The 26,776-nt window shown below is 51.2% G+C and carries 14 protein-coding genes; 9 read left to right on the top strand and 5 right to left on the bottom strand.

Annotated features, from left to right (window positions below; translation table 11 throughout):
* The first annotated feature begins 1,186 nt into the window (after positions 1-1,186).
* A complete protein-coding gene (locus MXE41_RS04890; RefSeq protein ID WP_247099563.1) occupies positions 1,187-2,359 on the top strand; it encodes an MFS transporter in 1,173 nt (390 codons plus the stop codon).
* Positions 2,360-2,495: 136 nt separating this feature from the next.
* On the opposite strand, the gene MXE41_RS04885 is transcribed toward MXE41_RS04890, so the two are convergent.
* On the bottom strand, positions 2,496-3,272 hold the full coding sequence (locus MXE41_RS04885) for a DUF4253 domain-containing protein (protein WP_247099562.1): 777 nt from the start codon (positions 3,270-3,272) through the stop codon (positions 2,496-2,498).
* 792 nt (positions 3,273-4,064) lie between these two features.
* On the bottom strand, positions 4,065-6,686 hold the full coding sequence (locus MXE41_RS04880; RefSeq protein ID WP_348647415.1) for a DEAD/DEAH box helicase: 2,622 nt from the start codon (positions 6,684-6,686) through the stop codon (positions 4,065-4,067).
* A gap of 2,222 nt (positions 6,687-8,908) precedes the next feature.
* Here MXE41_RS04880 and MXE41_RS04875 point away from each other — a divergent pair.
* Positions 8,909-9,979, top strand: coding sequence for an aldose epimerase family protein (locus MXE41_RS04875; RefSeq protein ID WP_247099560.1), 1,071 nt, complete (start codon positions 8,909-8,911; stop codon positions 9,977-9,979).
* Between the two features lie 1,300 nt (positions 9,980-11,279).
* Here MXE41_RS04875 and MXE41_RS04870 read toward each other — a convergent pair.
* Positions 11,280-13,685 (bottom strand): hypothetical protein, encoded by a 2,406-nt coding sequence (locus MXE41_RS04870; RefSeq protein ID WP_247099558.1) that lies wholly within the window; start codon positions 13,683-13,685, stop codon positions 11,280-11,282.
* Between the two features lie 580 nt (positions 13,686-14,265).
* Between MXE41_RS04870 and MXE41_RS04865 the strand changes: the two genes are divergently transcribed.
* Positions 14,266-14,451, top strand: a complete 186-nt coding sequence (locus MXE41_RS04865; RefSeq protein WP_247099557.1) for a hypothetical protein — start codon at positions 14,266-14,268, stop codon at positions 14,449-14,451.
* A 5-nt stretch (positions 14,452-14,456) separates the two neighbouring features.
* Here the strand turns inward: MXE41_RS04865 and MXE41_RS04860 are convergent, their stop codons facing one another.
* Positions 14,457-15,350 (bottom strand): MurR/RpiR family transcriptional regulator, encoded by an 894-nt coding sequence (locus MXE41_RS04860; protein WP_246978112.1) that lies wholly within the window; start codon positions 15,348-15,350, stop codon positions 14,457-14,459.
* A gap of 2,385 nt (positions 15,351-17,735) precedes the next feature.
* On the opposite strand from MXE41_RS04860, the gene MXE41_RS04855 reads away from it, so the two are divergent.
* From MXE41_RS04855 to MXE41_RS04830, 6 genes are all read left to right on the top strand, one after another.
* Positions 17,736-18,884, top strand: coding sequence for an N-acetylneuraminate epimerase (locus MXE41_RS04855; protein ID WP_246978111.1), 1,149 nt, complete (start codon positions 17,736-17,738; stop codon positions 18,882-18,884).
* A 58-nt stretch (positions 18,885-18,942) separates the two neighbouring features.
* Positions 18,943-19,674, top strand: coding sequence for an oligogalacturonate-specific porin KdgM family protein (locus MXE41_RS04850; protein WP_246978110.1), 732 nt, complete (start codon positions 18,943-18,945; stop codon positions 19,672-19,674).
* A gap of 369 nt (positions 19,675-20,043) precedes the next feature.
* Complete coding sequence (locus MXE41_RS04845) at positions 20,044-20,718, top strand: N-acetylmannosamine-6-phosphate 2-epimerase (protein ID WP_246978109.1); 675 nt, start codon at positions 20,044-20,046, stop codon at positions 20,716-20,718.
* A 163-nt stretch (positions 20,719-20,881) separates the two neighbouring features.
* Positions 20,882-21,763 (top strand): N-acetylneuraminate lyase, encoded by an 882-nt coding sequence (locus MXE41_RS04840; protein ID WP_246978108.1) that lies wholly within the window; start codon positions 20,882-20,884, stop codon positions 21,761-21,763.
* A gap of 406 nt (positions 21,764-22,169) precedes the next feature.
* The gene (locus MXE41_RS04835; RefSeq protein WP_247099556.1) at positions 22,170-23,705 is read left to right on the top strand and encodes a sodium:solute symporter; all 1,536 of its coding nucleotides are present in this window, start codon (positions 22,170-22,172) and stop codon (positions 23,703-23,705) included.
* 276 nt (positions 23,706-23,981) lie between these two features.
* Positions 23,982-24,890 (top strand): ROK family protein, encoded by a 909-nt coding sequence (locus MXE41_RS04830; RefSeq protein ID WP_246978106.1) that lies wholly within the window; start codon positions 23,982-23,984, stop codon positions 24,888-24,890.
* A gap of 254 nt (positions 24,891-25,144) precedes the next feature.
* On the opposite strand, the gene MXE41_RS04825 is transcribed toward MXE41_RS04830, so the two are convergent.
* Positions 25,145-25,600: a YhcH/YjgK/YiaL family protein gene (locus MXE41_RS04825; protein WP_246978105.1), complete on the bottom strand. Its 456-nt coding sequence runs from the start codon at positions 25,598-25,600 to the stop codon at positions 25,145-25,147.
* Positions 25,601-26,776 lie beyond the last annotated feature (1,176 nt).

Genomic DNA, 26,776 nt, shown 5'->3' with positions numbered 1-26,776 from the left:
GTCAGACAATATGCCTGCTTGACCACACACAAAACCTAAGTGCGGCAGCTAAATTCCATAAACTGCAGAATCTGTGTTCCCTGCAGCATTTGAAGTCAGACCATGCACGTGTCATCTGACCTCTTCATTAACCTTTTACCCCTCACCACACAGGGGTCTTAGACCACAGCCCGGCACTTTCCGGCTCACAGCCCGGCGCCCGTCAAGCTTTGTCTGTCCGGCGCCGCCTGCATGCATTGCAGTGCATGCGCTCGCCGGCTGCGCTACTCTTGCTGAGCCAGAAGCTCACCTGCTGGCTTTATGAAGCTTATTGCATTGTGCCACTGCTCCATAAGCAAGGTAAAGCTGCAATGCAGGACATGACCTGGTCAGCCCCGACGGCCCGGCCGCCATGACAGCCAGGCCGCCCTGGCGGACGGGCCGGCAAAGCCGGCCGGGCAGGCAAGTCCGGCCGCGGCCGGGCTCCCGGGCTGTCATTATTCAGCTGATGGTGTTGCCTGCATGCGGGACTGTGCAGTGCCGTGGTGCCTGAGGTGAGGCAGTCCGTCTAAATATATGAAAAAGAATATGCCACGAAAACGTTAGACGCAATTGAGAGCACAGTCAATATCGGCCCTGCAGCGCCCCTTTTTATCAGAATTACAGCACAGATCACCTTTGTTGTGCAATATTCTTGTTGCATATACCTCAAAACAGCGATTAATTTTGCCTGATCAGTTAACAAAAATACCCCGGAATTGGGGATAATATTAGCGGCTGAGCGTAACTGCTATTAAGGCCCCCTGCTTATGCAAACGTTGTCATTGGCACGGGGAAAAACATATCGCCTCTGCTTATGTCCAGGGCTGTCTTTTATCATTACCCTTATTCGATAAAACAGCATGTGAGTGAGCCCTGCCCGAGCGCAACTCTGTCTGCGCATATGCATATTTATCAGCCTGCCGGCATATTCACACTTATTATCTGCCGGTCTGTGCCAGGCTTACCTGCCAGATCCTCCGGCAGGCCTGCATATCCCCTGTGCCTGAGCTGAACTTCCCTGAAAATGCATTACTGATTCATTCTCTGGCCAGGACATGTTTTGAAATGTCCTTTCCGGTTTGTGTTTTTACAGCAGCACTGCCGCCTTATATGTTCCCGGTAACATAAGGCATGCTGTCTGGACCTTTTGTGTTATGAGGTTTTCATGCAAACTCTTGGCGCCAACCGTCGTGGTAACACTGCAACCTACATTGCCATGTGTATTCTGGTGTCAGCTGCCAGCTCGCTGTTTAACCCGGTGCTGTCGCTGTTTTTAAACACGAAGCTGCACTTCAGCCCGCTGCAGATCTCCATTTTTTTCATCCTGCTGCCCTTAGCCACCATTATTATTGTGCAGACAGTGGCGCGCTTTTCTGACATGGGCCTGCAGCGACCGGCCATTATCTGTATTTCCTCAATATTCGGCATCGCAAGCTCCATATTGCTGTACATGCATCCTACATTCCTGGTGCTGTGTACCCTGGGACTTATATGCCTTGGCTCCTACCCTGTATCTTTCCCTCAGATCTTTGCTTCAGCCCGTGAGTATTCGGTGCGCTATATGGGCGGCTCCATCATGTTTGCCACCTTCCTGCGTTCCCTTGCCTCACTGTCCTGGGTAGTAGGACCACCGCTTGCCTATGCCATTGCCATAGGCCACAGCTTTGACATGCTCTTTATCGTCACTGCCGTGATGTTTGCCGTAGTCTGTCTGACCTCATTTTTCTTTCTGCCCAATGTTCTGGACAAGTCCATTACCAATAAGGACAACCACATCAAATGGTGGACTAACCGCTCAGTAATGGCTCTGTTCCTGGCCACTGCCTTTCTCTTTACCGCCTTTTCCTCATATATCACGACCATGCCCCTGTATCTGACACAGGAGCTCAAGATGGCCGAGGAGCTGCCAGGCTATATGCTGGGCCTTGCTGCTTTTATTGAAATTCCACTGATGTTCCTGGCAGCACGCCTGTCCAAGGCCTTTGGTCTTAAGCTCATTGTTATTATCGGAGCCATTGCCATGCCGGTATTCCTGGCGGTATTTCTGATGAGCACCACCAGAAATCAGCTGCTGGCATCCTCTTTCTTTGCCGCTCTGTATATTGCCTTTGTAGCCTCCATGGGCATGGTATTTTTCCAGGAGCTGCTGCCAAGCATTCCAGGCCAGGCCACCTCCCTGTACATCAACGCCTCCACTGCAGGCCAGATTGCAGGTGGCGGTCTTATCGCCATGGCCGAAAGCGGCTCCTATGTCATCATCTACCAGACCAGCCTGATCATATCGGCCCTGGGCGTACTCATTCTCTTCTTTGTGCGCCGTCCGCCACGCGTAGTCTGACCGCCCGCCCCGCTCTGTGGCCAGGCTGCAGCCTGGCCACAGGCCCGGCTGGCGCTCCCCAATGAAAAAAGGACCTCAATGAGGTCCTTTTTTCATTGCCTGAACGGCACTTTGCCGGCCTGATCCTTGGACTGATTTAATCCCACCAGAATGGCCATGAGAGCGACTTTTTCAGGGCTTCGGCATGAGATGGAATGGTAATGCCGTCACTTTGCTCGATAATGTCAGGGCAGAAAGCATAATGCTTGATGGCAAGATCCAGCGCCTCATTTTCCGGTACCGGAGACTGCAGGACAAATTCCATGGAATCGGAGCTGATAACAGCCGGAACGGCGCCATATTTTTCATACCACAGACGGGCAATGCTCATCAGCGACTCATTGTTAGGGCAGTCATTCCAGCCACCAAAAGGCAGCCAGGCCATTATCTGCCATGGACGCATGACAGGAATCATAGCAAGGACAATATGACGGGTCATGCCGGTATCGTAATCCCACCAGGAAATAATACGATCCTGGGATTCGACCACACCACCCTCCTCATGGAGCATGCTTTCAAAAGCCTCAGGCTCTTCAAGCACCTCACGGGTGATGTTAATCAGATCCCCAAGGCGGCGCTCTCCATCGGAGGTGTCGGCCTCAAGCATGGCAGCACGGAACAGCTGAACATTTTCTGCTGACCATTCATCATCATTACTTTCAGCATCAGGATCAGAGTTCATAATCAGGGTTTCGAGCAGGGTATCCGAAGGAATGACAAATACAGGGAAGTGCTCGCCCTTGCGGACAAACTCATCCATGGCCTTTTCATAAGCCTCTGTAAGAGGATCGTCATCGATCATGGGAGCAAAATATGTACATGGGCAATCCAGAAAATTGACCACGGCTCCGACTACTGATGAATATTCGGGCATACCATTCTCCTTGTGATACTCAAAGAAACGACTGACAGGTCCACCTGCCGACAGCATTACGGACAGCAGCCCCACCAGGCAACACCACCTCCTGACGGAGGACCAGCCTGACGGAGGTCCCGCCATGCAACAGCATTACCAGACTACAGCTTATCCTGACGGAGGCGCTGCAAGGTCAGGCGACAGTGCTCACAGGCGCCACAGCCCTGAGTCATATACTCAGAGCAGCTTTGCCATAACACATACTACACTACCCCCATTACCATCTGAATCAATACATTAGCTTTTAATTTGCGACTGGCATCTCACTTGCCCCCAGGCCTGTGCTTACAGCATCAGGACAGCATGTGCTGTCACGACGCCTTTGCGCATAGGAGCGGTGCAGCCGCACTGCCAGCTTGCAGCCAATTACTGCAGCTGCCCATGACGGGCCCTGCCCCTGACCTGGTCCTGCCCCTGACCTGGTCCTGCACCTGCCTTTGACAGCCTCTGCACCCGCAATTGGGCTGCTCTGCAGCTGATCCACTGAGGTGCTTTGCAGCTTCCCCGCTGAGTTGCTCTGCAGCAGCTCATGACGCATCTCTCACTGGTTTTAGAATGCACCAGGGCCCTGACCGGACTAAACCGATCAGGGCCCTGTAATCAATTTGAATACCGTCACTTTGCGTCCTGCTTTGCCAGGGCAGATGCAGCTAAAACTGCAGCCCAGGCTGCTGCAACAACCGTGGCTGTGCCTGCGGCAGCGGCAGCGGCTACGCTGCGGCTGCCGGGGCGGCAGGAGGCGTACTTTTATCAGTAGCCGCGACGGGAACTGCCCAGACGTGGGCGTGGACGTGATGCACCTGAGGAGCGACGGCTGTCACGACGGCCTGAGCCAAAATCAAAGCCCGGACGTGGCGCAAAGCCGCGATCGCGTGGAGCGCTGCGACGGGAGCCGCCTGGACGGTAGTTAATGGAGTTGCCATTAATATCGCCCTTCTCATGACGGTACTCACCCTCGTCCATGTAATCAAACTCATCACGACGTGAGCGCTCAAAACCACGATCACCGCGATCACCACGGTCGGAACGGCGGCGGTCACCACGATCAAAGCGATCAGAGCGGTCACGGTAGCGGTCACGTGGTGCAGGTGGCTCAGCGGTATAGACACGCAGATCAAGTGAGCGGCCACAGACACGGGCACGGGCCAGAATCTCACGGGTTTCAGCCGGCATGCCCTCAGGGAGATCCACAGTACAGAAGCTGTCGTAGATGGAAATCTCACCAATGTACTTGCTCTCAATATTAGCCTCATTGGCAATAGCACCGACAATCTGACCTGGCTTTACCGAGTCACGACGGCCTACGGCCAGACGGTAGCGCACCATGGCAATATCAGGGAAGTCGTGTAATGGTACGGCCTCGGCAGATGGACCACCGGAGCGGCGCTCATGACGGCGGCCACCACGCTCGGAGAACTCACCGCGCTCAGGACGATCATCAAAGGAGCGCATCTTAGGCTCACGACCTGACTCTTCAAGCAGCAGACGACCATCACGCTGGGCCATACGTGCCAGGGCGGCACAGAGCATATTTGGCTCCATGGTGCCCTCTTCGAGCAGGTTATTGACGAACTCCAGATAGTCATCAAGACCACCGGCATCGATAGTATCGACGATCTGCTTGCGGAAATTCTCAAGGCGGCGGCGGTTTACGTCAGCAATGGTAGGCATGGCCATAGGCTCAATGCGCTGACGGGTAACACGCTCAATACGGCGCAGAGCACGGCGCTCACCTGGAGTTACGAACAGAATGGCCTCACCATTGCGGCCGGCACGGCCGGTACGGCCAATACGGTGCACATAGGACTCGGCATCGTAAGGGATGTCGTAGTTGAATACCAGGGTAATACGATCAACATCAAGACCACGGGCAGCTACGTCGGTGGCAATAATGATGTCAAGAAGACCGCGCTTGAGACGCTCGATAATCTTTTCACGCTGACGCTGAGGAATATCGCCATGCAGGGCAGCACACTGCAGGCCACGGGCGGTCAGCTGATTGGCCACCTCCTCGGCATCGGTCTTGGTGCGTACGAATACCAGGGAGGCCTCGTATGGCTCAACCTCGAGCATACGGGTCATGGCATCAATCTTATTGGCACCGGAAACCACCCAGTAACGCTGACGCACGGTAGCGGCTGTAGTGGTCTTGGACTCAATATGAACCTCTTCAGGATCAGTCAGGTGAGAGCGGGCAATACGACGTATTACCGGAGGCATGGTAGCTGAGAACAGCGCAGTCTGATGATCGGAATTTACCTGGTCAAGAATCCAGTCCACATCATCGATAAAGCCCATACGCAGCATTTCATCAGCTTCATCAATAACGATGTACTGCACATCAGAGAAATCAAGACGGCCCTTTTCAATAAGGTCAATAAGACGGCCAGGAGTGGCAACTACCACCTGAGCGCCCTGGCGCAGGCAGCGAATCTGGCTGTCATAGGAAGCACCGCCATAAACAGGAGCTACGCGGAAGCCGTCAACATGACGGGCAAAGCGGGTAAAGGACTCGGCAACCTGCAGAGCCAGCTCGCGGGTAGGCTCGAGAATCAGAGCGAAGATATTCTTCTGGCGCTTTGGCATGCAGCTTAAGACAGGCAGAGCAAAAGCGGCAGTCTTACCGGTGCCGGTCTGAGCCTGACCAATCATGTCACGGCCGGACATCATTACCGGAATGGAACGCAGCTGTATAGGAGTTGGCTTTTCAAAGCCCTGGTCCTTAATGGCGCGCAGCAGCTCAGAGCTCAGGCCCAGAGCCTCGAAGGTCTCGCCGTCCTCTTCTTCCTGGACAAATTCGTCCTCATCAGAGTCGTCATCATCCTCTTCATCACCAGCAGCCAGCAGGGTGCTCATGCCGGCATGCTCAGCCTGCTCTTCAGCCTCGGCATCGACGCTGTTGACCTCATCGTCGCCCTCATCGGCATCGTCAAGATCATCGCCCTGAACGTTATCTTCAACTTCATCAGGATCACAGTCAGCATCATCCTGACAGTAACAGTCGTCATCAGCGCGCTCACAGAACTCTTCGTCAGTATCCTCATAATCTTCCTGAGAATCAGGAGTAAGCTGACTGCCATGAGCCTTATAGCCTTCAGGAATAAAATCATCTTCAACAGGTGCGCCCAGAGCAGAGCTCCATGGGGCAGGGGTACGCTTTGAGCTCATATGCTCCTGTGCATCCTCAATCGGGTAATCATCATCCAGGGAGTCATCATCATCTCCCTGTAACAGCAGGCTCTGATCAGCGCCAGTGCTTTCGGTTACAAAAGCGGTACGGGCACTTTTCTTTCTGTATACAGAACCATCAGCAGATGAGCCCTGCTCACCGTAAAGTTGGGACTGTTCCTGCTCTTTGACAAAATCTGACATTACTTATCCAACCGTAAAAATTACTGTTCCCTGCCTGATGGCCCGACATAAGCCCTTTCCTGTGCCATCAGGTTCTGCCCATACACACCATATGCTCAGGCCTCCTGCCATACCGGAGCAGATCCGGTGAGGCAACGCCCTGCCAGTGTCATCCCTCAATCGCGCTCTCCCCTGCTGTCCACATGACAGCAAAGTCCGATTGCCATGACCGGCGCTCCGAAGTAATCATTAACTCCGGCGCATATCCACACTGCATACGCAGAAAAAAAATCTGGCGGCACTGCTGCCGCCCCGCTTGATGCGACATCACTGCCGCCGCGCACTCAACTGCGCTGATTCCGCCCTGGCGGGACTTTTAAAATCACAGCTGCAGCACCATAAGACACAGGTACTGGCAGATGATACATGCCCCTGCAGGCGGTGCATTCTCTTGCAGACGGTGCATTCTCTTGCAGACGGCACACTATCTTGCAGACGGCGCACTCGCTTGCAGCCGGTACACTGACAGAGCTCAGATACCGGCCTTGAGCTGACAGCAAATCTGCCAGCAGCGCCCATGCGCCACGGACCGCATCACAGGAACATACGGCAGCTTAATCCAGCTGACATCTGTCAGTCACATAAACCGCTTTTTATGCCCCGGGACCGCCCTTAACTCACAGCGCTTATCTGACAAAGTTCAGGAGGTACCTGACCGTCAGAGTTAAGGAAGTTCACTGACCGCAACAGCGACACTATCAGCCTGACAATGCACTCGCTCACCCTTCACAGGAATCACAGCCATGACACAGTCATGAAATGGCATCACATTGCCCGGAATGTCCAGGGCCTGGCAAGCCATGGCCATGCCCTGCGGGCAACTGGCATGCCTGCATGCCGGCACGCTGGCACTACAGGCAGCAGCATGTCTGCACATTAACGTGACTGTGCGTGCACATGGCCGTTTGCCTGTAGTCTGCCAGATGCTGACAGCAACACTGGTTACCGGCCATCAATCACCAGTCCCCGCTCCTAACCCGGCCCTCCTGTGAAGGGCTTGCACTGTCCTTACATTTTTGCCTTTCCTGTCACTAAAAACCCGTATCCCTGGCAAAGAAAACGTTTGCACAAAACAATGGCAAAAAGGATATGAACACCGATGCTCATATCAGTTCTGTTAATCAAAAGCGGGTAACACAAGGAAGGATGGATGAACAAAAATCAGGTAAGGACCTGACAACGGCTGTTTTTTGTTCCTGATAAGCTGACGCCTGGCTGTGTGATTAAGGTCTGTGCCGGTCAGTTTTACAGCTTGACCGGACAATGGACTTACAGGGCCATATCAGTCATTAGCTGATCCAGGAAAAGCTCTGGCGTGGGATGAGGTGACAGCTGCGGAAAAACTGAATTTTTCCGAAAAATATCACCGATCTTCGGTCGGTGCATATTATACATAGTTAGATCAGAATTTCAGCAATAATTCACGAATTTCATACCCTTGCTGACGCATATGCACATGCCCGCACAAAGGCACAAAGCACGGTCTCCCCCTATGGCTGCATACCCTCAGACAGGTCCACATATCGGGCTTTATCACATTATTATCCCGTGGGCGTGCCCCCGGATCAGCATAACGGCATGCATCCATTGCAACTGCACTGACGCAAGATTCATAATGTGCCATTGCACGCAAGAGCACCTGGGGTAAAAGCCTAAGTGGTATGACAGGCCTGGATATACCGGCCGCAAATCTCAGGAAAATGGCCCTTGCGCCCTTTTCGATATAAAATATCAGCTGGCACTACATGCCTGACTTTTCAGCAGCACAAGCCGTCTGCACGGCTTTACGAAACTCAGGCCATATCGCGGCGGCGGCTGAACACATGACAACTCCGGCTGTCTGCTGTCCTTCGTCTGGCTGCTGACTTCGGGCTGGCCGCTGCCCTCCGGCTGTCCGCTGCACTCGGGGTGTCTGCTGCCTGCTATGCCATGGCCCGCCTGCTGCAACTTGCCCTGTCCAGGACAGCAGAACCCAAAAGACGCTGATGCAGCGGCAGCAATTCAGTCCGCCACACCCGCTTCTGCCAGCACCTGCCAGGCGCATGACACAGCTGTTAGGACCTGACAGGCCTCAGGCAAAGTCGTGTATGGCCGCTGCAGTAATAACATGTAAAGTGCCCAGTTTATCCGTGCTGCATGTGCAGCGCCCGCCCCTGTTCCTCCCAACTGTTATTAGGATTACTATGAGCGATATCTTCCCACAAAATCCAAAGCTCTTTACTCTGACCAATGCCTCCGGCATGGAGGTAACCATTATGGACTGGGGTGCAACCATTCACTCCATAAAGGTTCCTGTTGCAGGTGGCAGCAAGCGCGAAATGCTCATCGGTCCTGCCCGTCCTGAGGACTACCACAGACAGAACTGCTATATGGGAGCTACCATCGGCCGCTATGCCAACCGCATCGACAAGGGCACCTTTACTGCTGCAGGTAAGACCTTTACTGTAGGTGGTGGCAAGGACGTAGTTCTCCACGGCGGTGAGGTGGGCTTTGACAAGTGCCGCTTTGTGGTTGAAAGCTCAACTTCCTCAACTGTGGTATTAAAGCATCACTCCCCTGATGGCGATGAGGGTTTTCCAGGCAACTTTGATCTCACTGTCAGCTACAGTCTTGGTGATGACGGCGCTCTGAGAATGGATTATCTGGGTACCTGTGATCACGAATGCCCGGCCTGTATTACCAACCACTCCTACTTCAACCTCAATGGTCATCAGAGCTCAGTTCTTGGCCATGTTGCCCAGTTCAACTCCGAGGAAATTCTGGTTATTGATTCCCGTGCCATTCCAACAGGCAAGGTCTACAGGTCAACTGCCCGTACCGACAGAACTGACAACTTCAACTTCACCTCTCCAAAGAAGCTGGCCGACAGCCCTGCTGACTTTGAAGGTGATGAAAACATGAAGTACACCAACGGCTACGACCATGCTTTCCTTATCCGTGATGGCGGCAATGCTTCCGTGCCTTGCGCCACCATTACCGGTGAGAAGATCGATGGCACTCAGGTAAAGCTCGAGGTCTTTACTGACTACCCTGCTATTCAGTTCTATTCAGGCAATGCTATCAACCAGGGCACTCCTGAAATTGCCATTGCCCGTGACACCGGTAAACCATACGGCCCATGGGAAGGTTTTGCTCTCGAGCCTGAATACTACCCTGATGCTCCACATCTGGAAGCTTTCAGAGCCTTAAATCCTCCAGTTACCCCTGAGCAGCCTTTAAAGCGCTTTATCACCTACAAGTTCACCGCTATCTAAGCTGCCTCTGAGACCTGGGCAGGTCAGACTTGCAGTCCATGAACCGCTGCCCGGCAATGCCCTGCAGGACACCTGTCCTGTGAGTGTGGCTATCAGGTGTTATCCTCATAAAAACAAAGAGCATGCTGATTTTTCAGTATGCTCTTTGTTTTTCCTTATGACAGTACGGGCAATCATAAACCAGGGCCTGGGCTCAGCATCATGTTCAGCCTCATGGCTCCAATATGCCCAATAACCAGGGTCATGCTCTATATGACACAGCACTGTGAGCCCTTGTCACAGGATGAGCAGAAAACGCAGGTCTGATAAGTTGAACTGCTCAAAGACGACAAAGCCTCCTCTGTCAGGACACAGCTGTCCTGACTTAGTGGAGGCTCTTGAATGCTGCTGGACGGGAAGTTTTTTCAAGGCGGGCAATGAGGTGGCAGACGCCATGACTGAACGGATGGAACAGAGCGGCTGGAGTACAGGATGTTGCTCTCCTGTACCTCCATCCTGCTCTCAAAAGAGAGCGGCTCCAGATATTTCATTAAATGTGCAGTCATGGGGTATAATGACCTCTGATATATTATGTGTAGGAGAGTCCTCCTCTCCTTCCTAAAACAACCTCCACAGACAGATACCTGCTCCACGGCTACCCTCCAGCCACAAGACCATTTCCTTATACCTTTTTATTCACAGCCCTTATACCTGCTTAAGGCTCTGTCCTTTTCACTGTTCCATATCCTTCCCCAGCCCCTGTTCCTTTCCCCCGCTCCAGCGACTGACCTTTTCACAGCTTCGGTCCATGCTGCATTCAATGTCATGCTGCATAAAGCGCTCACACCTGAAGTTACGCCTTTGAACTCAACATTCGGATAACGTAACTTACTGCCATAAGCTCTGTTGAGCTGTTGAGCTTTACCAGGCGCTTACAAGTACTCCATGAGCAGATTTAAAAGGCGACTCCTGTGCCATACCAGTAAGGTCACCTGATCCTGATCAAATGATGACTGCTGCAAGCGAGCCCGCAAGGAGGCTGCAATCACAGCAATGCCTGGAGGGCATCACTGCAGGTCAGATGTTATTAACACAAAGCCAGAGTGCAGTATGCACAGGCCAGACAATACTGTAGTCACGGGCCAGTAAGACTGGGGATCAGAAAAACAGACAATGGGGTGACAATAACGGAGCCAGGAGAGCCTGGCTGCCCGGCAGGCAGGACAGCTATGTGCCGGGAAGGCAGGACTGCTATGTGCCGGGAAGGACTGATGTTGGAAAAAATGATGCTGGAAAGACTGATGTCCGGAAAACCTGGGTATCAGAAGTCATCTGTAGGCAGGGATGAGCGGCTGCCGGCAAAGGCCTGACTGAAGTACAGGGAATTCAGTATGGCCTCAGACTGGGAGGTCACAGCCACACCCTGAACAAAGGCGGCACGCCACAGAGGTATTTTGTTGCGCTGAGCCAGATTGCGGGTATAAGTTTTGAGGCTTTCGTAATACTTGACCCACAGGTCATTGAGACGCTTGAGCTCCCTGGCATCCTGACTGGAAACAGAGGCAATGGAAGCTACTGTTTTGCGCAGGTCGCTGTAGTAGCTTTCATAATAGGTATTGGCCTCATAGGCGCAGATATCGCTGTCACGGCTGGAGATGCATTTGCGCAGCAGGAAGTAATCTCCAAAACCATAATTTTTGTAAAGCGAAAGCATGGTAAGAGCAAATCCTGAGCGCAGATGCTCACCTACAGCATCCTGAGCATCATCACTGTAGAAAACCGATGCTGTCCACTCACGGGCAAAACGATCCCAGTTATTGAGAACTTCCTGATACTCCTGATTAATCATGCCCAGATTGCGCAAATCAGTACTGATACTGCGCACACAGTCACTGCTGGCAAAGAAGAACTGATCACCATTGGAGCCTTCAAATACCGAGCAGCGTGCTTCAAGCGGCTCTCGGGTGGTTGTCTTGCCATTGGTACCCTGAACAAAGGCATACTTGGGTCTCAGATGCAGTGACTCAGGATATCCGGCCAGACGCCATATACGCATCAGCATCTGACGGTACAGTACCGGTCTTATAGCCTGGGCTTTGCTGATTGGCGGCAGAGCGCTGCTTAATTCCTGGTAGAAATTATGCCAGGCACTAATAGCCTCAGAGGCATTTTGCTGCGGGGAAAGAAAACCGGTCAGGCGGCGTGACAGCACTGAAGCATACTTGACCGTCTCGAGCTCATAGCGGTTGTCCATGGTGTAAAGGAAGGTGGACGGATCTTCCTTGAGCTTGAGAATGTCGTAATAGCTCTGAGGATACTGACGGATGCGGGTATCAGAAAAGAGCGAGAACAGTGTCAGGTAGTAGTCAAAATCATCAAGATGACGGTCAGGATGCTTGAAATCCATACGAGAGGTATCAAGCAGCACGTTATTCCACAGCATGACATAGCGCTGATAGTGACCGGTAGGATCCTTGAAAAACTCAGGCAGGAATGACAGAGCCTGTTTGCCATGAGCCTCATAAATGTCATCAAGAGCCGCACGGCACTTGTCTGTAAGCACAAACAGCGGCATCTCATTTACTGAGTCAATAGAGCTTACGAGGCCGTTAACTACAGGGCGCTCAATCTTGCTTTCATAGTTGTAGCGCAGACACAGACTGTCAATATCGCGATAGGTCTCATCATCATCATCATCGCTGCTGCTGCCCCCTCCGGCACTGCCGCGCTGAGCAACACTTACCGGATGGTCCCGGCCGCCCATGCTCTCTGCCCTGCCGGCTTTTACAGCTTCGGCCGCGCCCTGACCAGAGGCAGCTGCAGACTGGGCTGCGCCGGCTTCGGATCCGGCTGCCGTGCCAGCTGAGACTCCTGCAGCTGTAGCGGCTCCGGCCGCGTCAGCGCCATTGTTATGTGGCTTTGATCCTGTGGAGGCTGAGGAGTCAGAGGAGCTGCCGGAAGGTGAGGCGCTGGCAATGACATTATCAGCCTTGCCTGTAGAGGGCTTCATATTGCCCGAGATAACAGCGCGCCTGTCGACTTCAGAATCATGATGGCGGTTAAAGCCATGGCGTGGCCATAAAATACCGGACAGCAGCTGCTGGTTGCTGCTGAAATTATGCTCATTGCTGAGAGTTACACATGAGCGGGCCACCTCGCTTAAAACCAGGTTGGCATTGCTCATGGAAAAGGAAATAACCTGGGGAATCTTGAGAAAAAGAGCGTCATCCCTGGTAAATTCCATTTCGAAATTAGGACTGTCAGGCAGAGTAATCAGGAAGTTGGCACCTACCTGAAATTCAAGAGAATTGCCCTGGACCTCGGCATAGACATGAGTGACTGTGCCATCAACATTCAGGTTGACCGGCATAATGCCTGAGGCACTGTGTTCATGAGGCAGGAGCACGCTCAGACGGTAGGCATAAGGCTGCTGGCGTGAGCACAGCACTACCTGAAGCTGGATCTGTTCACGTGTGTTAACAAAGGCGGCTACTTCAGCTCCGCCATAGGAGTAATCAAGACGGCCAGCCTCCCACATTTCAGTGAGAAGTGCATGACTTCTAAAAGGAAGGAACAGCAGTGCGGCAGAAAGGATAAATCGCACCGCAGGAAGGACAACAATAAAACTGAACAGGGCCCGTAATACCAGCACTATTGAGGTCAGGCGGTAAAAAATGGTCAGCACTGACGGACCGATCATGTTTGATGCAGTCTCGTAATGACACATTTTTCCAGAGTCATACCTGACAGTGCTTTCTTCCATAAGCCCCAAAACTCCAACCGTAACAGCCGCCGTAAGCTGGCAGAAGCCATATGGCAGTTATTACGATCTGACTCCCCCACATTAAAGTATGGCTGTGACATGCCAGCGCTAAAGTGCATGCCCATCCTTACAATCACGAAATTCTGTGGATCGGCAGGCTTCATACTGACATTATGACGGAGTTAGACAGGTAAGAGCTGTGCGACATGCTGAAGCATCAGCTCAAGCCTCAGGTGCAGCCCCTGGTGCAGCCTTAGCTGCAGGCTGAACTTCATGGTAACAGTCCTGTGGAACCTGTACCGACCAGAAATAAACTTATGTCATATGTCAGATATCTGCGGCAACCGCCACTGCAGACCGGGCTGAGGAGAAAGCCAGGTGTCTGCATGCCCTGCACTGAAAAAGTACAGACACTTACGCACATATTACCGCATAATCATACCCTGCTGAGACAACTGCCCATTTTTTGTGAGTCCCGTGCACAGCCAAAGTGCCACATTGCTGGACAAATCCCCATACACAGGCCCATCAGCGCTCCCAGACTATGGAACCAGGCACCATTTTTGTGATTATTCAGCTCACCTCAACTCTGTCGCATCATGAACTAAAATGCAAAAACCCGCCGGAGGCGGGTTTTTGCATTTTCAGGTCACAGCCTGCGGCTCAGCTGCATAAAGCTGTTGCCGCCGACAGCAGCGGCGGCATCGGCTTAAGCGGAGGCGGCCGCTGACTGCATTAGCGCAGCTTGGCAAAGTCGCGGCTTAATGCCTGCAAAGTCAGCTGCTTGGTCTTGGTAGCCTTGGTACGGTTGAAGGAGACCACCATGGTGTACAGCAGTTCACAGATATGGATTTGAGCTGTCATGGTTGCAGCACTGTCGCCCTGCAGGGCACCCTCTTCATTACCATTGAAAATGACGTAGTCTGCCATTTCAGTAATCTTGCCAACAGGATTATTGGTAATGGCAACAGCCAGAGCTCCGGTGCTCTTACCGATGGAAAAGGCCTTAAGGGTTTCGTAGCTGCCGCCTTTTTGAGACAGGGCAATAACCACATCACCAGGGCCCAGCATGGCAAGGGAGGTATACATGAAGTGGCTCATGGCCTCAGCATAGGCATCAATGCCGATACGGCACAGCTTGTTCTTGAAAAAGAGTGCGCTCAGGCAGGAGTTGCCCACACCTATAATGAATACCTTACGGGCCTTGAAAATAGCATCTGCAACAGGGTAAAGAACCTTCTCATCAAGGTTCATGATGTTCTCTGACAGTGAGCGGGAAATAGCCAGCTTGAGCTTTTTGGCTATAACCTCATGACTGTCGCCATCGACAATGTTGGAGTCAAGAATCTGCTCCTGATTGCGGGACTTGCCTGCAATTTCCTTAATGAGCTCGAGCTGGAACTCCTTGAAACCTGGATAGTTGAGCACCTTTGCCAGACGGATAACAGTTGCCTCACCAACACCTGCAGCTGAGGCAATTTCGGTTACGTTCTTAACCATGACCTCATCAGGACTGGAGAGAATAAAGCGGGCCAGGCGCTTAAGAGCTATAGGCAGATCCTCCTCAATTGATCTGAGGGTACTGATAATCTTTCCTTTGATATTGTTAGGGATAATCAACTTGCCCATGGTTCATTCCTTAGTCAGGCCTCAACTCAGCCTTACTGCCCTGATTTCAGCGTTTTTAACTGTGCCAGCCCCTGATCGGGCTCATTATGTACTGTGAGCCATAACAGCATAATCTGTATACGGAGTACGCTGTCATTGCTCGATACAGCAGTGGCAGAAAACGGCATACCTTGCATAAATTCATCTGACAGCTCTGGTATCTCTGTTACGCAGCAGCCTGTACAGAATGAAAATCATGTGCAGTAAGTAGTGACTTTGGTGAGGCGGCCCGGAGGGAGATTCATATAAGCTCTTGGCAATCGCACAAAGCGTGACACAGACAAGGTGAATGCGCAGCTGCTGATGCATTATCCCTGGCCGCCTGTCGAGCAGCATGAAGCCTGGCTCAGGCAGCATGCATCAGATATTCACTGGAAGAAAAGCTGTGTTCCGATATGAAAACTATGGCCCTGTCCGTGGCCAGATTTGTACAGTCAAGCAAATTTAAAGAAGGGCTGTGCCTCATCACCAGCGGTGTTCATCAATTCGGACAGCAAAAGCTCAAAAACCTGTACAGCAGCACCTGTCAGGTCCATGCCCGTATTCTGTCCTTACATCATGTCTTCCGTTCAGACAGTAATATATCCCGTTAACTGTCATATATAAAAGCCGCTGTCCTGTTGATACTTATCCCAAGGTATTACGGATCTGATATCGCTGTAACAGCAGACATCAATACTGTCAGATCCCTAACACACACCCATTTAGCTGACCTCAAAGATAAGGCATGGCGCCGCGCGCCTTTGGTCCAGCCACAATGGGATCTGAAACTTCTACAGCAGCATGAAGCACGATTAATCAATTATAGACTTATTTTTATGCAAAATACGCAAAATTCGCCATCAATATGCCCATGTAAACGTAAACATGGCTCAACAATGGCCTGATAACGGGCTTTTTTACCAAAAACAGCTCCATTAACCCTGGATCCAAGCCCCTGATGCGCTGCACAGACCAGTTTTTTCATCCATGGCGAACACTTGTTCGCATCAGTCACTGCAATCAATACTCAGTGCTCTCAGTAAGCACAGAGCACATGCCTGCCTGTCACTGCAGCCCCAGCATGGCCATGAATTCAGCCATGCCAGAAAATGCTGCCAGTACCCTCCTCCCGCCCGCGCCATGGCCGTCAGCCCCTTCCCCCCACTCGCGCCATGGCCGTCAACAGCTTCCTCAAAGCCTGCCCATTACATTAGGTGGCTTCATCAAAGCCTGCGCCATGACCGTCAGCACGATACTGTCGGCTGCATCCTGATCGATATGACATCATTACACTCATATATGCGCCTGTACCAGGGCGGACTGCAGTCATGATGATGAAATCCACGGCCAGCATCTGTCATACATATATATTTCTCTGTACCTGATTTGCCCAGACAGCAGCACATGCAAGCTGCATTAGGATACTTTGACGTCATGCCTGTACCTGCAGTCCTGTTACTGAGGCTGTCTGCAATTTCTGATCTGCCATACGCCAGAAGAGCTTATGTCTGCATAGCGGTAATGCTCAATACAGCAGAAAAGTGGCTTATAAATGCAGCATGCCCGTGACCATTAACATAATGTCCTGCACCACATCATGCAGGTATAAGCATAGACAGGAGCGGAGAAAAAGAGGTGGAGAAAAATTTCACTATGGGTGATGCTGGCTGAAAAACACCTGAAGTGAGGGTGATTTTTCTGTCTGCTGCACAGCAAAGAGAGTGATATTCAGGCTTTTTATCAGATGTTGGAGTGATTATTTCAGAGCGAGAACTACACCATAATGACCATTTGCTTAAAAATTGATAACAGCTAATCAAGATGATTCAGACGACATAAGAGCTAATGTATGCTGTTTTGCGCAGACAGGGCTTATTCATGGAGTTTCTCCTTTAAGGAAAACTATACAGAATTAACCATGGATATAAGAACGGATCACATTTTTGTGTTTTGCTAAAAAGTTGCATCTGATAGCCCATGTCGAAATTGTGAAATTTTGCTCCAAATTGGTCTGCAAAGCCTTTATATATGGCGTTAAAGCTCATAAAGACGGGCTTGAACAAAATTATCGCGTCTTGCAAGCACAAACCGCTTATAAATGAGCCTTTATGCACAACTCGTGATGCAGATCTCAAAATTGTGCGTACAAGATTGTGAAAAAATTTTCTTATATTAATATTGAGAATGAAATTTAACTCCAACTTATCAACTTGGGGCCTTTGTCTGACTATCCCTCTATCCCAAATATCCCTCAGCCAGACAGAGAACGTAAGACAGGCTGGTGCAAGCAGCAACGTGCATCAGAATGGAAATGCCGAGAGTTTAAGCAATCATGGAGTTTGCGATTATCAGGAGTTTTGTCATATGAAGATTAAGCATTTAGCCGCCGCCTTAGCTTTAGGCGCAATGACCACCACATCAGCTTTTGCTGCCGCTCTTCCAGATCTGCCAGTTCCATTCAAGTCTGGCGCCGGTGCCATGAACGATGGTGTTATTTACGTTGGTTTAGGTACCGCCGGTCAGGACTGGTACAAGCTGGACACCAAGGCCAAGAGCCCTAAGTGGGAAGCCATTGCCAAGTTCCCTGAAGCTGCTCGTGATCAGGCTCAGGCTGTTGCTTTAAATAACAAGATCTACGTATTTGGTGGCGTAGGCAAAATCACCTCAGATATCCTCTCCGTATCAAATGAGGTATTTGAGTACGATCCTGCCAAGAACACCTGGTCAAAGCTCTTAACTCGCTCACCAATCGGCCTTACCGGTCACACCGTAGTAAGTGCTGATGGCAAGAACGCTATTGTAGTAGGCTCCGTTAACAAGGAAATCTTTGACGGTTACTTCAAGGATCTTGATTATGCAGCCAAGAAGGGTAACAAGGCCCTGACTGACAAGATCAATGCCGACTACATCAGCAAGCCTGTAAAAGACTACTTCTTCAATAAGGCTGTTTTACAGTACGACCCTCAGGCTAATGCCTGGTCATATTTAGGTGATTTACCTTACTTTGGTACTGCAGGTTCAGCTGTTGCTGTTGACCCTAAGGACCAGAGCGTCTTCGTTGTAAACGGCGAGCGCAAGCCTGGCCTGAGAACTGCAACTGCTGTTGAGTTCTCTGTTGTCGACGGCGCTGCACGCTTCACTCCTGCTCCAGACCTCATTCCTGCAAAGGGTGAGAAGGTTCAGGAAGGTGTTGCAGGTGCATTCTCCGGTTACTCCAACGGTACCCTGGTTGTTATTGGCGGTGCCAACTTCCCAGGTTCCACTGCCAAGTACGCCAAGGGCAAGAACTTTGCTCACGAAGGCTGCACCAAGACCTGGCGCGACGAGATCTACACCTATGCTGACGGTGCCTGGACCTTTGCCGGCAAGCTGGACACTCCAATTGCCTACGGTGTAAGCATCCAGAACGGCGATGAGTTAATCATGGTCGGCGGCGAGACCTCCGGTGGTAAGGCTACTACCGATGTGATCACCGTATCTGTCAAGGACGGCAAGGTTGTTACTGAGAAGTAATACTGAGCCAGCTGTAATTCAATTTTATTGAACCAAAAACTTACGTTTAGGATAAAAAATGCGCTTATCAAAACTCGCTCTGGGATTAGGTTTAGCCGCTGTTGCCGTAACCGCTGCCAACGCCGCTAAGGTTACTGTTGACCTCCGTCACGAGTACCGTACCGAGTACGGCCAGAACTTCGATCGTATCTGCTTCATTACCGCTTTTGACAACGGTATTGGCGCTTACGTTGACTCCTCAGTCAAGTCTGGTCACATCCTCGAGCAGCCAACTGACCCTAGCTATAAGGAAGGCCAGTGGGGCGACTTCGCAGCTAACGCTGTTGAGATGAGCTTATGGTGGGGCTTCAAGTTTGGCAACTTCACCGTAACTCCAGGTATCATCACTGAGACTTCAACTGATACTTTCTACAAGCCATATCTGCGTCTGCAGTACAACACCGACTTCGGTCTGTGGTTTGCCGTACGCCCACGTTACGACTACCTGCGTAACTCCGGTGGCAGCGATCCTGACTGGAAGCGTGCCCGTGTTGATGCCTGGCTTGGCTACAACAAGGACAACTGGGGTGTTAACTACAACTTCACTTGGATGAAGGCCCTCAATGACAATGAGAATGGCACCAAGCAGGTTCTGTTTGACAACAAGGACACCAACTACGAGCACAACGTAGCATTCAACTACCGTATCGGTCAGTGGAATCCATATGCTGAAATCGGTGATATTGGTGTAAACGGTGCTACTGACAAGCGTCAGATGCGCTTCCGTGTTGGTGTTCAGTACACCTTCTAATCCCTGGTTGAGCTGATTTTCATCCGAAAAATTACTTAAACCATGGTCGGAGGCCATTGCCCCTGTGGGGCGGCCTCCACCCTCCTGCAGCTTCGGCTGCAGGAGTTTGACAGTTGCTAAAAAACTGCTCATCACAAAAGGCACACAGATGCCGCGCAGCCGGGCTGCAGAATATGGTGATCAGCTTTTTATCCGCTGTTGCCAGACAAAAACCTATGTGTGTTATGGTTTTTGGCAGGACATTGTAGAGAGCTGACTGGAAAAAACCGGATCAGTTGTGCATTTGACTGGCAATAACAGACATCGATGTAAACGTTGCCAGTGATCCATGCTTTCCTTGTCAGCTAAGACGTAGCTGAGGTTAATTCGATGCTTTTTGAACAGTTTAAGAACAAGTTGATCATTTCCTGCCAGGCACTTCCAGACGAGCCACTCCACAGTCCTTTCATCATGGGACGCATGGCTCTTGCAGCCAAGCAGGTAGGTGCCGTAGCCATCCGCTGCCAGTCAGTTGAAGACATCAAAGAAATCAAAAAGGTAACAGGCCTGCCAGTTATTGGTCTTATCAAGCAGAATTACGACGATTCAGAAATCTACATCACCCCTACCCGCAAAGAAGTTCAGGCTTTAATCGATATCGGCTGCGAAGTAATTGCCCTTGACGCTACCATGCGCCGTCGCCCAGGTGACGAGAAGCTGGAAGACCTGGTCAAGATGATCAAAGATGCCGGCCTTCTGAGTCTTGCCGATATTTCCAACGACGAAGAAGCTCACAACGCAGAAAAGATTGGCTTTGACGCCATTTCCACCACCTTATCAGGTTACACCCCATACAGTCCTAAGTTTGAGGGCCCGGATCTTGGCCTGGTAGCCCGTCTGGTTGCCACCTGCAAGATCCCTGTATTTGCCGAAGGCCGTATCAATACTCCAGCTGATCTGGTCCGTGCCTATGAGGTAGGTGCCTACGGCGCTATTGTGGGCTCAGCTATTACCCGCCCACAGGTTATTGGCAAGTGGTTCATTGATGCCCTGCCAAAGGTCTGATTTCAGTACTGGCGCTGCCGGCAAGTGTACATAAATCCCGACGCGCAAATTTATTAACCCTGTACTTTTTACGCAGAAAGCACTGAGCAGGTTCGCAAAAATACTCAGGCCTGCCGTGCCGTAAACTGCGCACCAGTTTTTTTATTAAGTGGAGACATCCCAAATGGCTTACAAGAAGATCGGTGGTATTTATTCTGCTCTGTTAACCTCTTTTGACAAGGACGGCAACCTCAATGAGAAGGGTATCCGTGAGCTGGTCCGCCACAACATCGACGTTAACAAGGTCGACGGTTTATACGTTGGTGGCTCTACCGGTGAGAACTTCTTATTAAGCACCGAAGAGAAAGAGAAGATCTTCAACATCGTTAAGGATGAGGCCAAGGATCAGTGCCAGTTAATCGCTCAGGTTGGTTCCTTAAACATCAAGGAGTCCGTACACCTGGCAAAGCTGGTTACCGATCTGGGTTACGACTCCTTATCTGCCGTAACTCCTTTCTACTACAAGTTCTCTTTCAACGAGATCAAGGATTACTACAACACCATCCTCAAGGATGTTGACAACCAGATGGTTGTTTACTTCATCCCATTCTTAACCGGCGTTAACATCACTGTTGATCAGTTCAAGGAGTTATTCGCCAACGAGAAGATTACCGGTGTCAAGTTCACCGCAGGTGACTTCTACTTATTAGAGCGCTTCCGCAAGGCTTTCCCTGAGAAGGTATTATTCGCAGGCTTCGACGAGATGATGCTCCCTGCTACCGTTCTGGGTGTTGACGGCGCTATCGGTTCCACTTTCAACGTAAACGGCGTACGTGCCCGTCAGATCTTTGAGGCCGCCAGAAAGGGCGACATCAAGACTGCTCTGGAAGTTCAGCACGTCACCAACGACTTCATCTCTGATGTTCTGGCCAACGGCCTGTATGGCACCTTAAAGATCTGCCTGCAGGAAGCCGGTGTTGAGGCAGGCTACTGCCGTCAGCCTATGGGCGCCTACTCCCCAGAGATGATTGAGGAAGCCAAGAAGATCTACCACAAGTACTTCTAAGACTTGCTCACATCTGTTTAATCGCCCGGGTCAGGCAATACAGCCGGTATTGCCTTACCTGAGCAGTATCCGGGCTTTTCCCATGCTCTGAGCCCGGAGACCATGGCAGCAATGCCACGAATTCATTACGGGCATTTTTTTTTGCCTGTAATACGGCAGCGGAGCAGCAACACCGCTGTCAAAACGGACCACACACACTCTAGCCCCTCAAGGACGCAAGTCCCCAGGGGGCTATTTTAGACAGGTTCAGTAAAGCGACTGAGGTCGTATATAACGACGGGATGTCGTGATTCTCCCCCACATTCAGGGCAATTGGATCGATACCAGATCAAACGCCTGAAGCTGCGTTCCTTATCTGACATGCGGTCCCCAGTCTTCTTCAAGATTAGTTTTTGAGGTTTTGTTTATGACTGAAGAACTACACGGTTTTACTTGGATTGATACCACCGTGCTGGTCGTCTATATGATAGGCGTGCTGTTAGCAGGTATTTACTTCTCCAAGAAGGAAATGAAAGGTAAGGAATTCTTCAAGGGTGACGGATCTGTGCCTTGGTGGGTAACCTCCGTTTCCATTTTCGCAACCTTACTTTCCCCTATTTCTTTCCTCGCTCTGGCCGGTAACTCCTACGGCGGCACCTGGATGTTATGGTTTGCCCAGCTCGGTATGATCATTGCCATCCCTCTTACCATCCGTTTCTTCCTGCCAGTTTACGCCAAGCTCGACATCGACACCGCATACCACTACCTGGAAATCCGTTTCCAGTCCCCAGCCTTACGTGTTCTGGGCGCTGTTATGTTCGTGCTCTTCCAGCTGGGCCGTATGTCCATCGTTATGTACCTGCCTTGTGTAGCTCTGGCAAGTCTGACTGACATCAGCGTAGACGTTCTGATTATCGCCATGGGCGCCATCGCCATTGTGTACTCCTACACCGGCGGCTTAAAGGCTGTGCTCTGGACCGACTTCATTCAGGGTGTCATTCTGATCGGCGGTATTACCCTGACCCTGGTCTACATCATCTACAAGTTAGATGGCGGTCTTGGTGATGTTACCGACTCCTTAACTGTTGGCGGCCGCTTCCTGGCTGACAGCGAGAAGTGGATTGACTGGACCAATCTGCTCGGCACCTCCGTACTGGTAACCCTCGTTGGTGGCGGTTTAAGTACTTTCTGTTCCTACGTTTCCTCTCAGGACGTTGTACAGCGCTTCACTACCACTACTGACGTCAAGCAGCTCAACAAGATGACCATCGGTAACGGCGTTCTGTCCATCTTCTGCGCCTCCGTCTTCTACATGGTTGGTACCGCTTTATACCTGTACTACCAGCAGAACCCTGAGTTAATTACCGAAACCTTCCGTAACTCTCAGGACAAGGTATTTGCCTACTTCCTCACCTATGAGCTCCCAGTAGGTATCACCGGTATCATTCTGGCTGCCTTATACGCTGCCTCCCAGTCCACCCTGTCCACCGGTATTAACTCTGTTGCTACCTCATGGGTTATGGATATTCAGGTTAAGATCACTCCTAACATGGACTACGAGCGTCAGACCAAGATTGCCCAGTACATCTCCCTGGCTATTGGTATCTTCGCTATCCTCGTTGCCATGTACCTGGCCCGTCTGGACGTTAAGTCCGCCTACGAGTTATTCAACTCATTCTTAGGTCAGGCTCTGGGTGCTCTGGCTGGTGTATTCGTACTGGGTGCTTTCACCCGTAAGACCACTGCATTAGGCGCTTTCATCGGCTTCCTCTCTGCAACCGGCATTGTGTTCTACTGCAAGTACCAGGTTCCAAGCATCTCCTTCTGGATGTACGCTTTCATCGCCATGGCTGTAACCCTGATTGTTGGTATCGTAGTATCAAAGATTCAGGCAGCTGTAACAGGCAAGACCTTTGAAGCCCCAGAAGGCTCTACCTACTTAACTGCTACTGCCGGCAAGTAATCTGCCCGCAGCACACCGTAAGGCAGCCGCTACAATGGGCCTGAGCCCGGCAGCTGCCACGGCAGCAAAATCGAATCATAGAAAATAACCTACATAAGCAGGGCCACGTCCCTGCTTTTTTTGTTTGCTCTCATGGCCCGGCTCCCAACCTTGCCCCGCCCACCATGCCCTGCCTGCTGGGCATGGCATGCCCGGGCATGGCCGGCCAGGCAGGGCCCGACCTTGCGTGGTGCGGACTGGACCATGAGGCTGACAAGGCTGTTGACGGGAATTAATATGCAGCAAGACTTATATGTGCTCATTGATATCGGCGGCACTGCCATCAAGCATGGCGTAGCTACCCTTGACGGAACCCTTATGGAGCGCGGTGAGATGCCTACCGAAGCCAAAGAAAAGGGCGGTCCGGGCATTGTAGAAAAGGTTAAGAGCATCACCCGTGCTGCTCTTGATACCCACGGTGATCTCATAAAGGGCGTCAGCATCTCCACTGCCGGTATGGTTGATCCTGAACTGGGCAAGATTGTTTACTCCCTGCCAGATGCTATACCCGACTACACAGGTGTTAACTACAAGGAAATCATCACCCGCGAGTTCTCCCTGCCATGCGAGGTAGAAAACGACGTTAACTGCGCTGCCATGGGTGAGATGTGGCTTGGTGCCGGTAAGGGCTGCCACAGCGTATTTTGCATGACCATTGGTACCTCCATTGGCGGCGCCATGATCTGCGATGGCAAGCTGATTAGCGGAGCCTCCAACTCAGCAGGTGAGATTGCCTACATGCGCGTTCCAGGAGGCATGCTCCACGAACTGGCCTCCACCACTCATCTGGTCAAATACTATGCGCAGCTGCGCGGTGAAGATGTCTCAAAGGTAAATGGCATACGTATTTTCAATGAAGCCGAACAGGGCGATGAGATCGCAATCAAGGCCATTGACGAGCTTATCGAGCACCTTACCGACGGTATTACCAATGTAGTATCCGTACAGAATCCTCAGGCTGTTATTTTAGGTGGCGGTATCATGGCCCGTGACGAATACCTGCGTCCACGCATTGAGGCCTCACTCAAAGAGAAGCTGCGTGACATTGTGTTCCGTGCTACCCGCATTGAGTTTGCAACTCTGCGCAACGACGCCGGCATGTTAGGCGGATTCTACAACTTCCGCCAGCGCCGTGGCCTGGCCTGATAACAGCGCCATGCTACCAGGGCACCCACACAACAGCGCAGCTCTACGGACACACAGCCGCCAGCTGCACCGCCGCCCCAACCGGCGGCTGCGCTGCGGGCAGCCGGGGCACTGACAGCTGACGGGCCCTGATAAAAGCGCAAAAAAAGAGGTATGACCCTGGGGTCATACCTCTTTTTTCTTTCCACACACTTAGCTGTCGTCAGGCTCATTTCCTTGCTCTGTGAGCCTTCAGAAGCTTCGGATCAACACGCTTATTTAACAGCGACCTTAACCACTACCTTAACTACGTCTACAGGCTTGCCCTGATAGGCGATACGAGGCTGGTGGCCCTCCTCTGGAGGAACAATAGCAAACTCACCAGGCTTTAAGGTAACGGAGGTGTAAACCTCTGGAGTGCTCAGGTAAACCATGTCATTGGCTGGATCTTCTTCAGTTACCTGGCAGTCCTTACGGAGGCAGACATTAAAGGACTCAATGCCCTGAGCCAGATACTGGATATCGAAGTAATCGTTGTGAGCCTCAAAGCGGATAGCCTCGAATGGAACAGTGGTATAGCGCTGTACCAGAGCAAAAGCACCCTCGCAGATGTCATAACGGCCGTTTTCAAGCTTGGTGGCGTCGTTGTTCTTTAACCACTCAATGCTCCTGGCGAACTTCTCAGACAGATAATCGTACTTACCAGCAAGCTCAAGGGAAGTAGCTAACATGTAATGTGCTCCTTTTCTATTGTGTGTGCGAAGAGCTGATGCTCTTCTTCCATACATATATTTTACGCCCTTAATCCCCCTGGAAACAGTGTTTTTATCACGATTTACCAACCTTTTTTCCTGGTAAAAATCCCCCGTTTTTTCCACCTGGCAACCTCACATTTCCCGCCACATACCATCTGCCCAGGCCCCGTCACCAGCATCCACCAGCTTGCGCACAAAACACTTTATAAAACTTGACATACAACACTTAGCACCATCAAAACACCACTACATGCTTTACATAACCATATTGAAAGCAAAATAACAATGCCTGCTCGGCTGAATAACTACGGCCCGCCCGCCTGTCTAACTGAATAACTGCCAGAACGCACGCCTGTCTGACTAACAACTTGCCGCACTGCCTGCCGCTCTGCCTGTTGCCAACCTCCCTGCCCGGCTACCTTAATGACTGCATTAAGAGCACTGCCTCGCCAGCAACTCATACATATGCGCAGCCCAATAATATGCGCTGCCGCATACCGTACACACCTGCATCAGAGCAAAGCCATATACAAGAGCCTGCAGCTAATACTGCAGTCCCAGCTGATAATGAAGTGAGTTGCAGAGCACAAATGCCCGAAATGACCCAAAATCGTTAAATTTCTGGTCAAAATGCAGAAAAACAGCTCATTTTTGCTGAAAAACGACTAACAAACGCCAAAATGCATATTTGAATCTCCCTGACACAGCATGACAGTGTCAGCACCAGACAGCACCAAAATCAACGAAGCCTGTAGCAGGGAATAACTCACCTCAGCTATGTCTGGCGTTGCACAAGCTGCAGTGCGTCAGCCACAGCACGCGAGTGCATCTGTTGCAGCAACGACTCACCCCATATCCCAATGCCGGCCTGTTAAATCTGCAGCAGCCCATGAGAGCCAGCTGGCAGCAGCAGTCTGAGCAACAGTGAAAGCAAGCGTAATTTGAACCAGCTATGCTGTTAGGAACTGTCAGCAATTAAATTGATCTTTTAAAGCCATTGATTCGATAGTTCCAGAGAGGAAATAGCCCAATGGGTTCCATGTCTATCGATTTCATCTGGGCATCACTGATTTTGATGCCTGTTTCATAGCTGTTGAAATCTGGTACGCACTTTACTGTGAGACCAGTTGTTGTTTTGGTAGAACCAATAAG

Source organism: Anaerobiospirillum sp. NML120449 (assembly GCF_023051105.1).
GTDB lineage: Bacteria > Pseudomonadota > Gammaproteobacteria > Enterobacterales > Succinivibrionaceae > Anaerobiospirillum.
The sequence above is the reverse complement of the archived record's forward strand: the minus strand, read 5'-3'. Positions and strand labels throughout refer to the sequence as shown.

Coding starts and splice junctions, on each gene's coding strand:
- MXE41_RS04840 (WP_246978108.1), top strand. CDS start 20,882: ATGGCTTACAAGAAGATCGGTGGTATTTATTCTGCTCTGTTAACCTCT.
- MXE41_RS04855 (WP_246978111.1), top strand. CDS start 17,736: ATGAAGATTAAGCATTTAGCCGCCGCCTTAGCTTTAGGCGCAATGACC.
- MXE41_RS04845 (WP_246978109.1), top strand. CDS start 20,044: ATGCTTTTTGAACAGTTTAAGAACAAGTTGATCATTTCCTGCCAGGCA.
- MXE41_RS04830 (WP_246978106.1), top strand. CDS start 23,982: ATGCAGCAAGACTTATATGTGCTCATTGATATCGGCGGCACTGCCATC.
- MXE41_RS04865 (WP_247099557.1), top strand. CDS start 14,266: ATGGAACCAGGCACCATTTTTGTGATTATTCAGCTCACCTCAACTCTG.
- MXE41_RS04850 (WP_246978110.1), top strand. CDS start 18,943: ATGCGCTTATCAAAACTCGCTCTGGGATTAGGTTTAGCCGCTGTTGCC.
- MXE41_RS04835 (WP_247099556.1), top strand. CDS start 22,170: ATGACTGAAGAACTACACGGTTTTACTTGGATTGATACCACCGTGCTG.
- MXE41_RS04870 (WP_247099558.1), bottom strand. CDS start 13,685: ATGTGTCATTACGAGACTGCATCAAACATGATCGGTCCGTCAGTGCTG.
- MXE41_RS04875 (WP_247099560.1), top strand. CDS start 8,909: ATGAGCGATATCTTCCCACAAAATCCAAAGCTCTTTACTCTGACCAAT.
- MXE41_RS04825 (WP_246978105.1), bottom strand. CDS start 25,600: ATGTTAGCTACTTCCCTTGAGCTTGCTGGTAAGTACGATTATCTGTCT.
- MXE41_RS04890 (WP_247099563.1), top strand. CDS start 1,187: ATGCAAACTCTTGGCGCCAACCGTCGTGGTAACACTGCAACCTACATT.
- MXE41_RS04885 (WP_247099562.1), bottom strand. CDS start 3,272: ATGCCCGAATATTCATCAGTAGTCGGAGCCGTGGTCAATTTTCTGGAT.
- MXE41_RS04880 (WP_348647415.1), bottom strand. CDS start 6,686: ATGTCAGATTTTGTCAAAGAGCAGGAACAGTCCCAACTTTACGGTGAG.
- MXE41_RS04860 (WP_246978112.1), bottom strand. CDS start 15,350: ATGGGCAAGTTGATTATCCCTAACAATATCAAAGGAAAGATTATCAGT.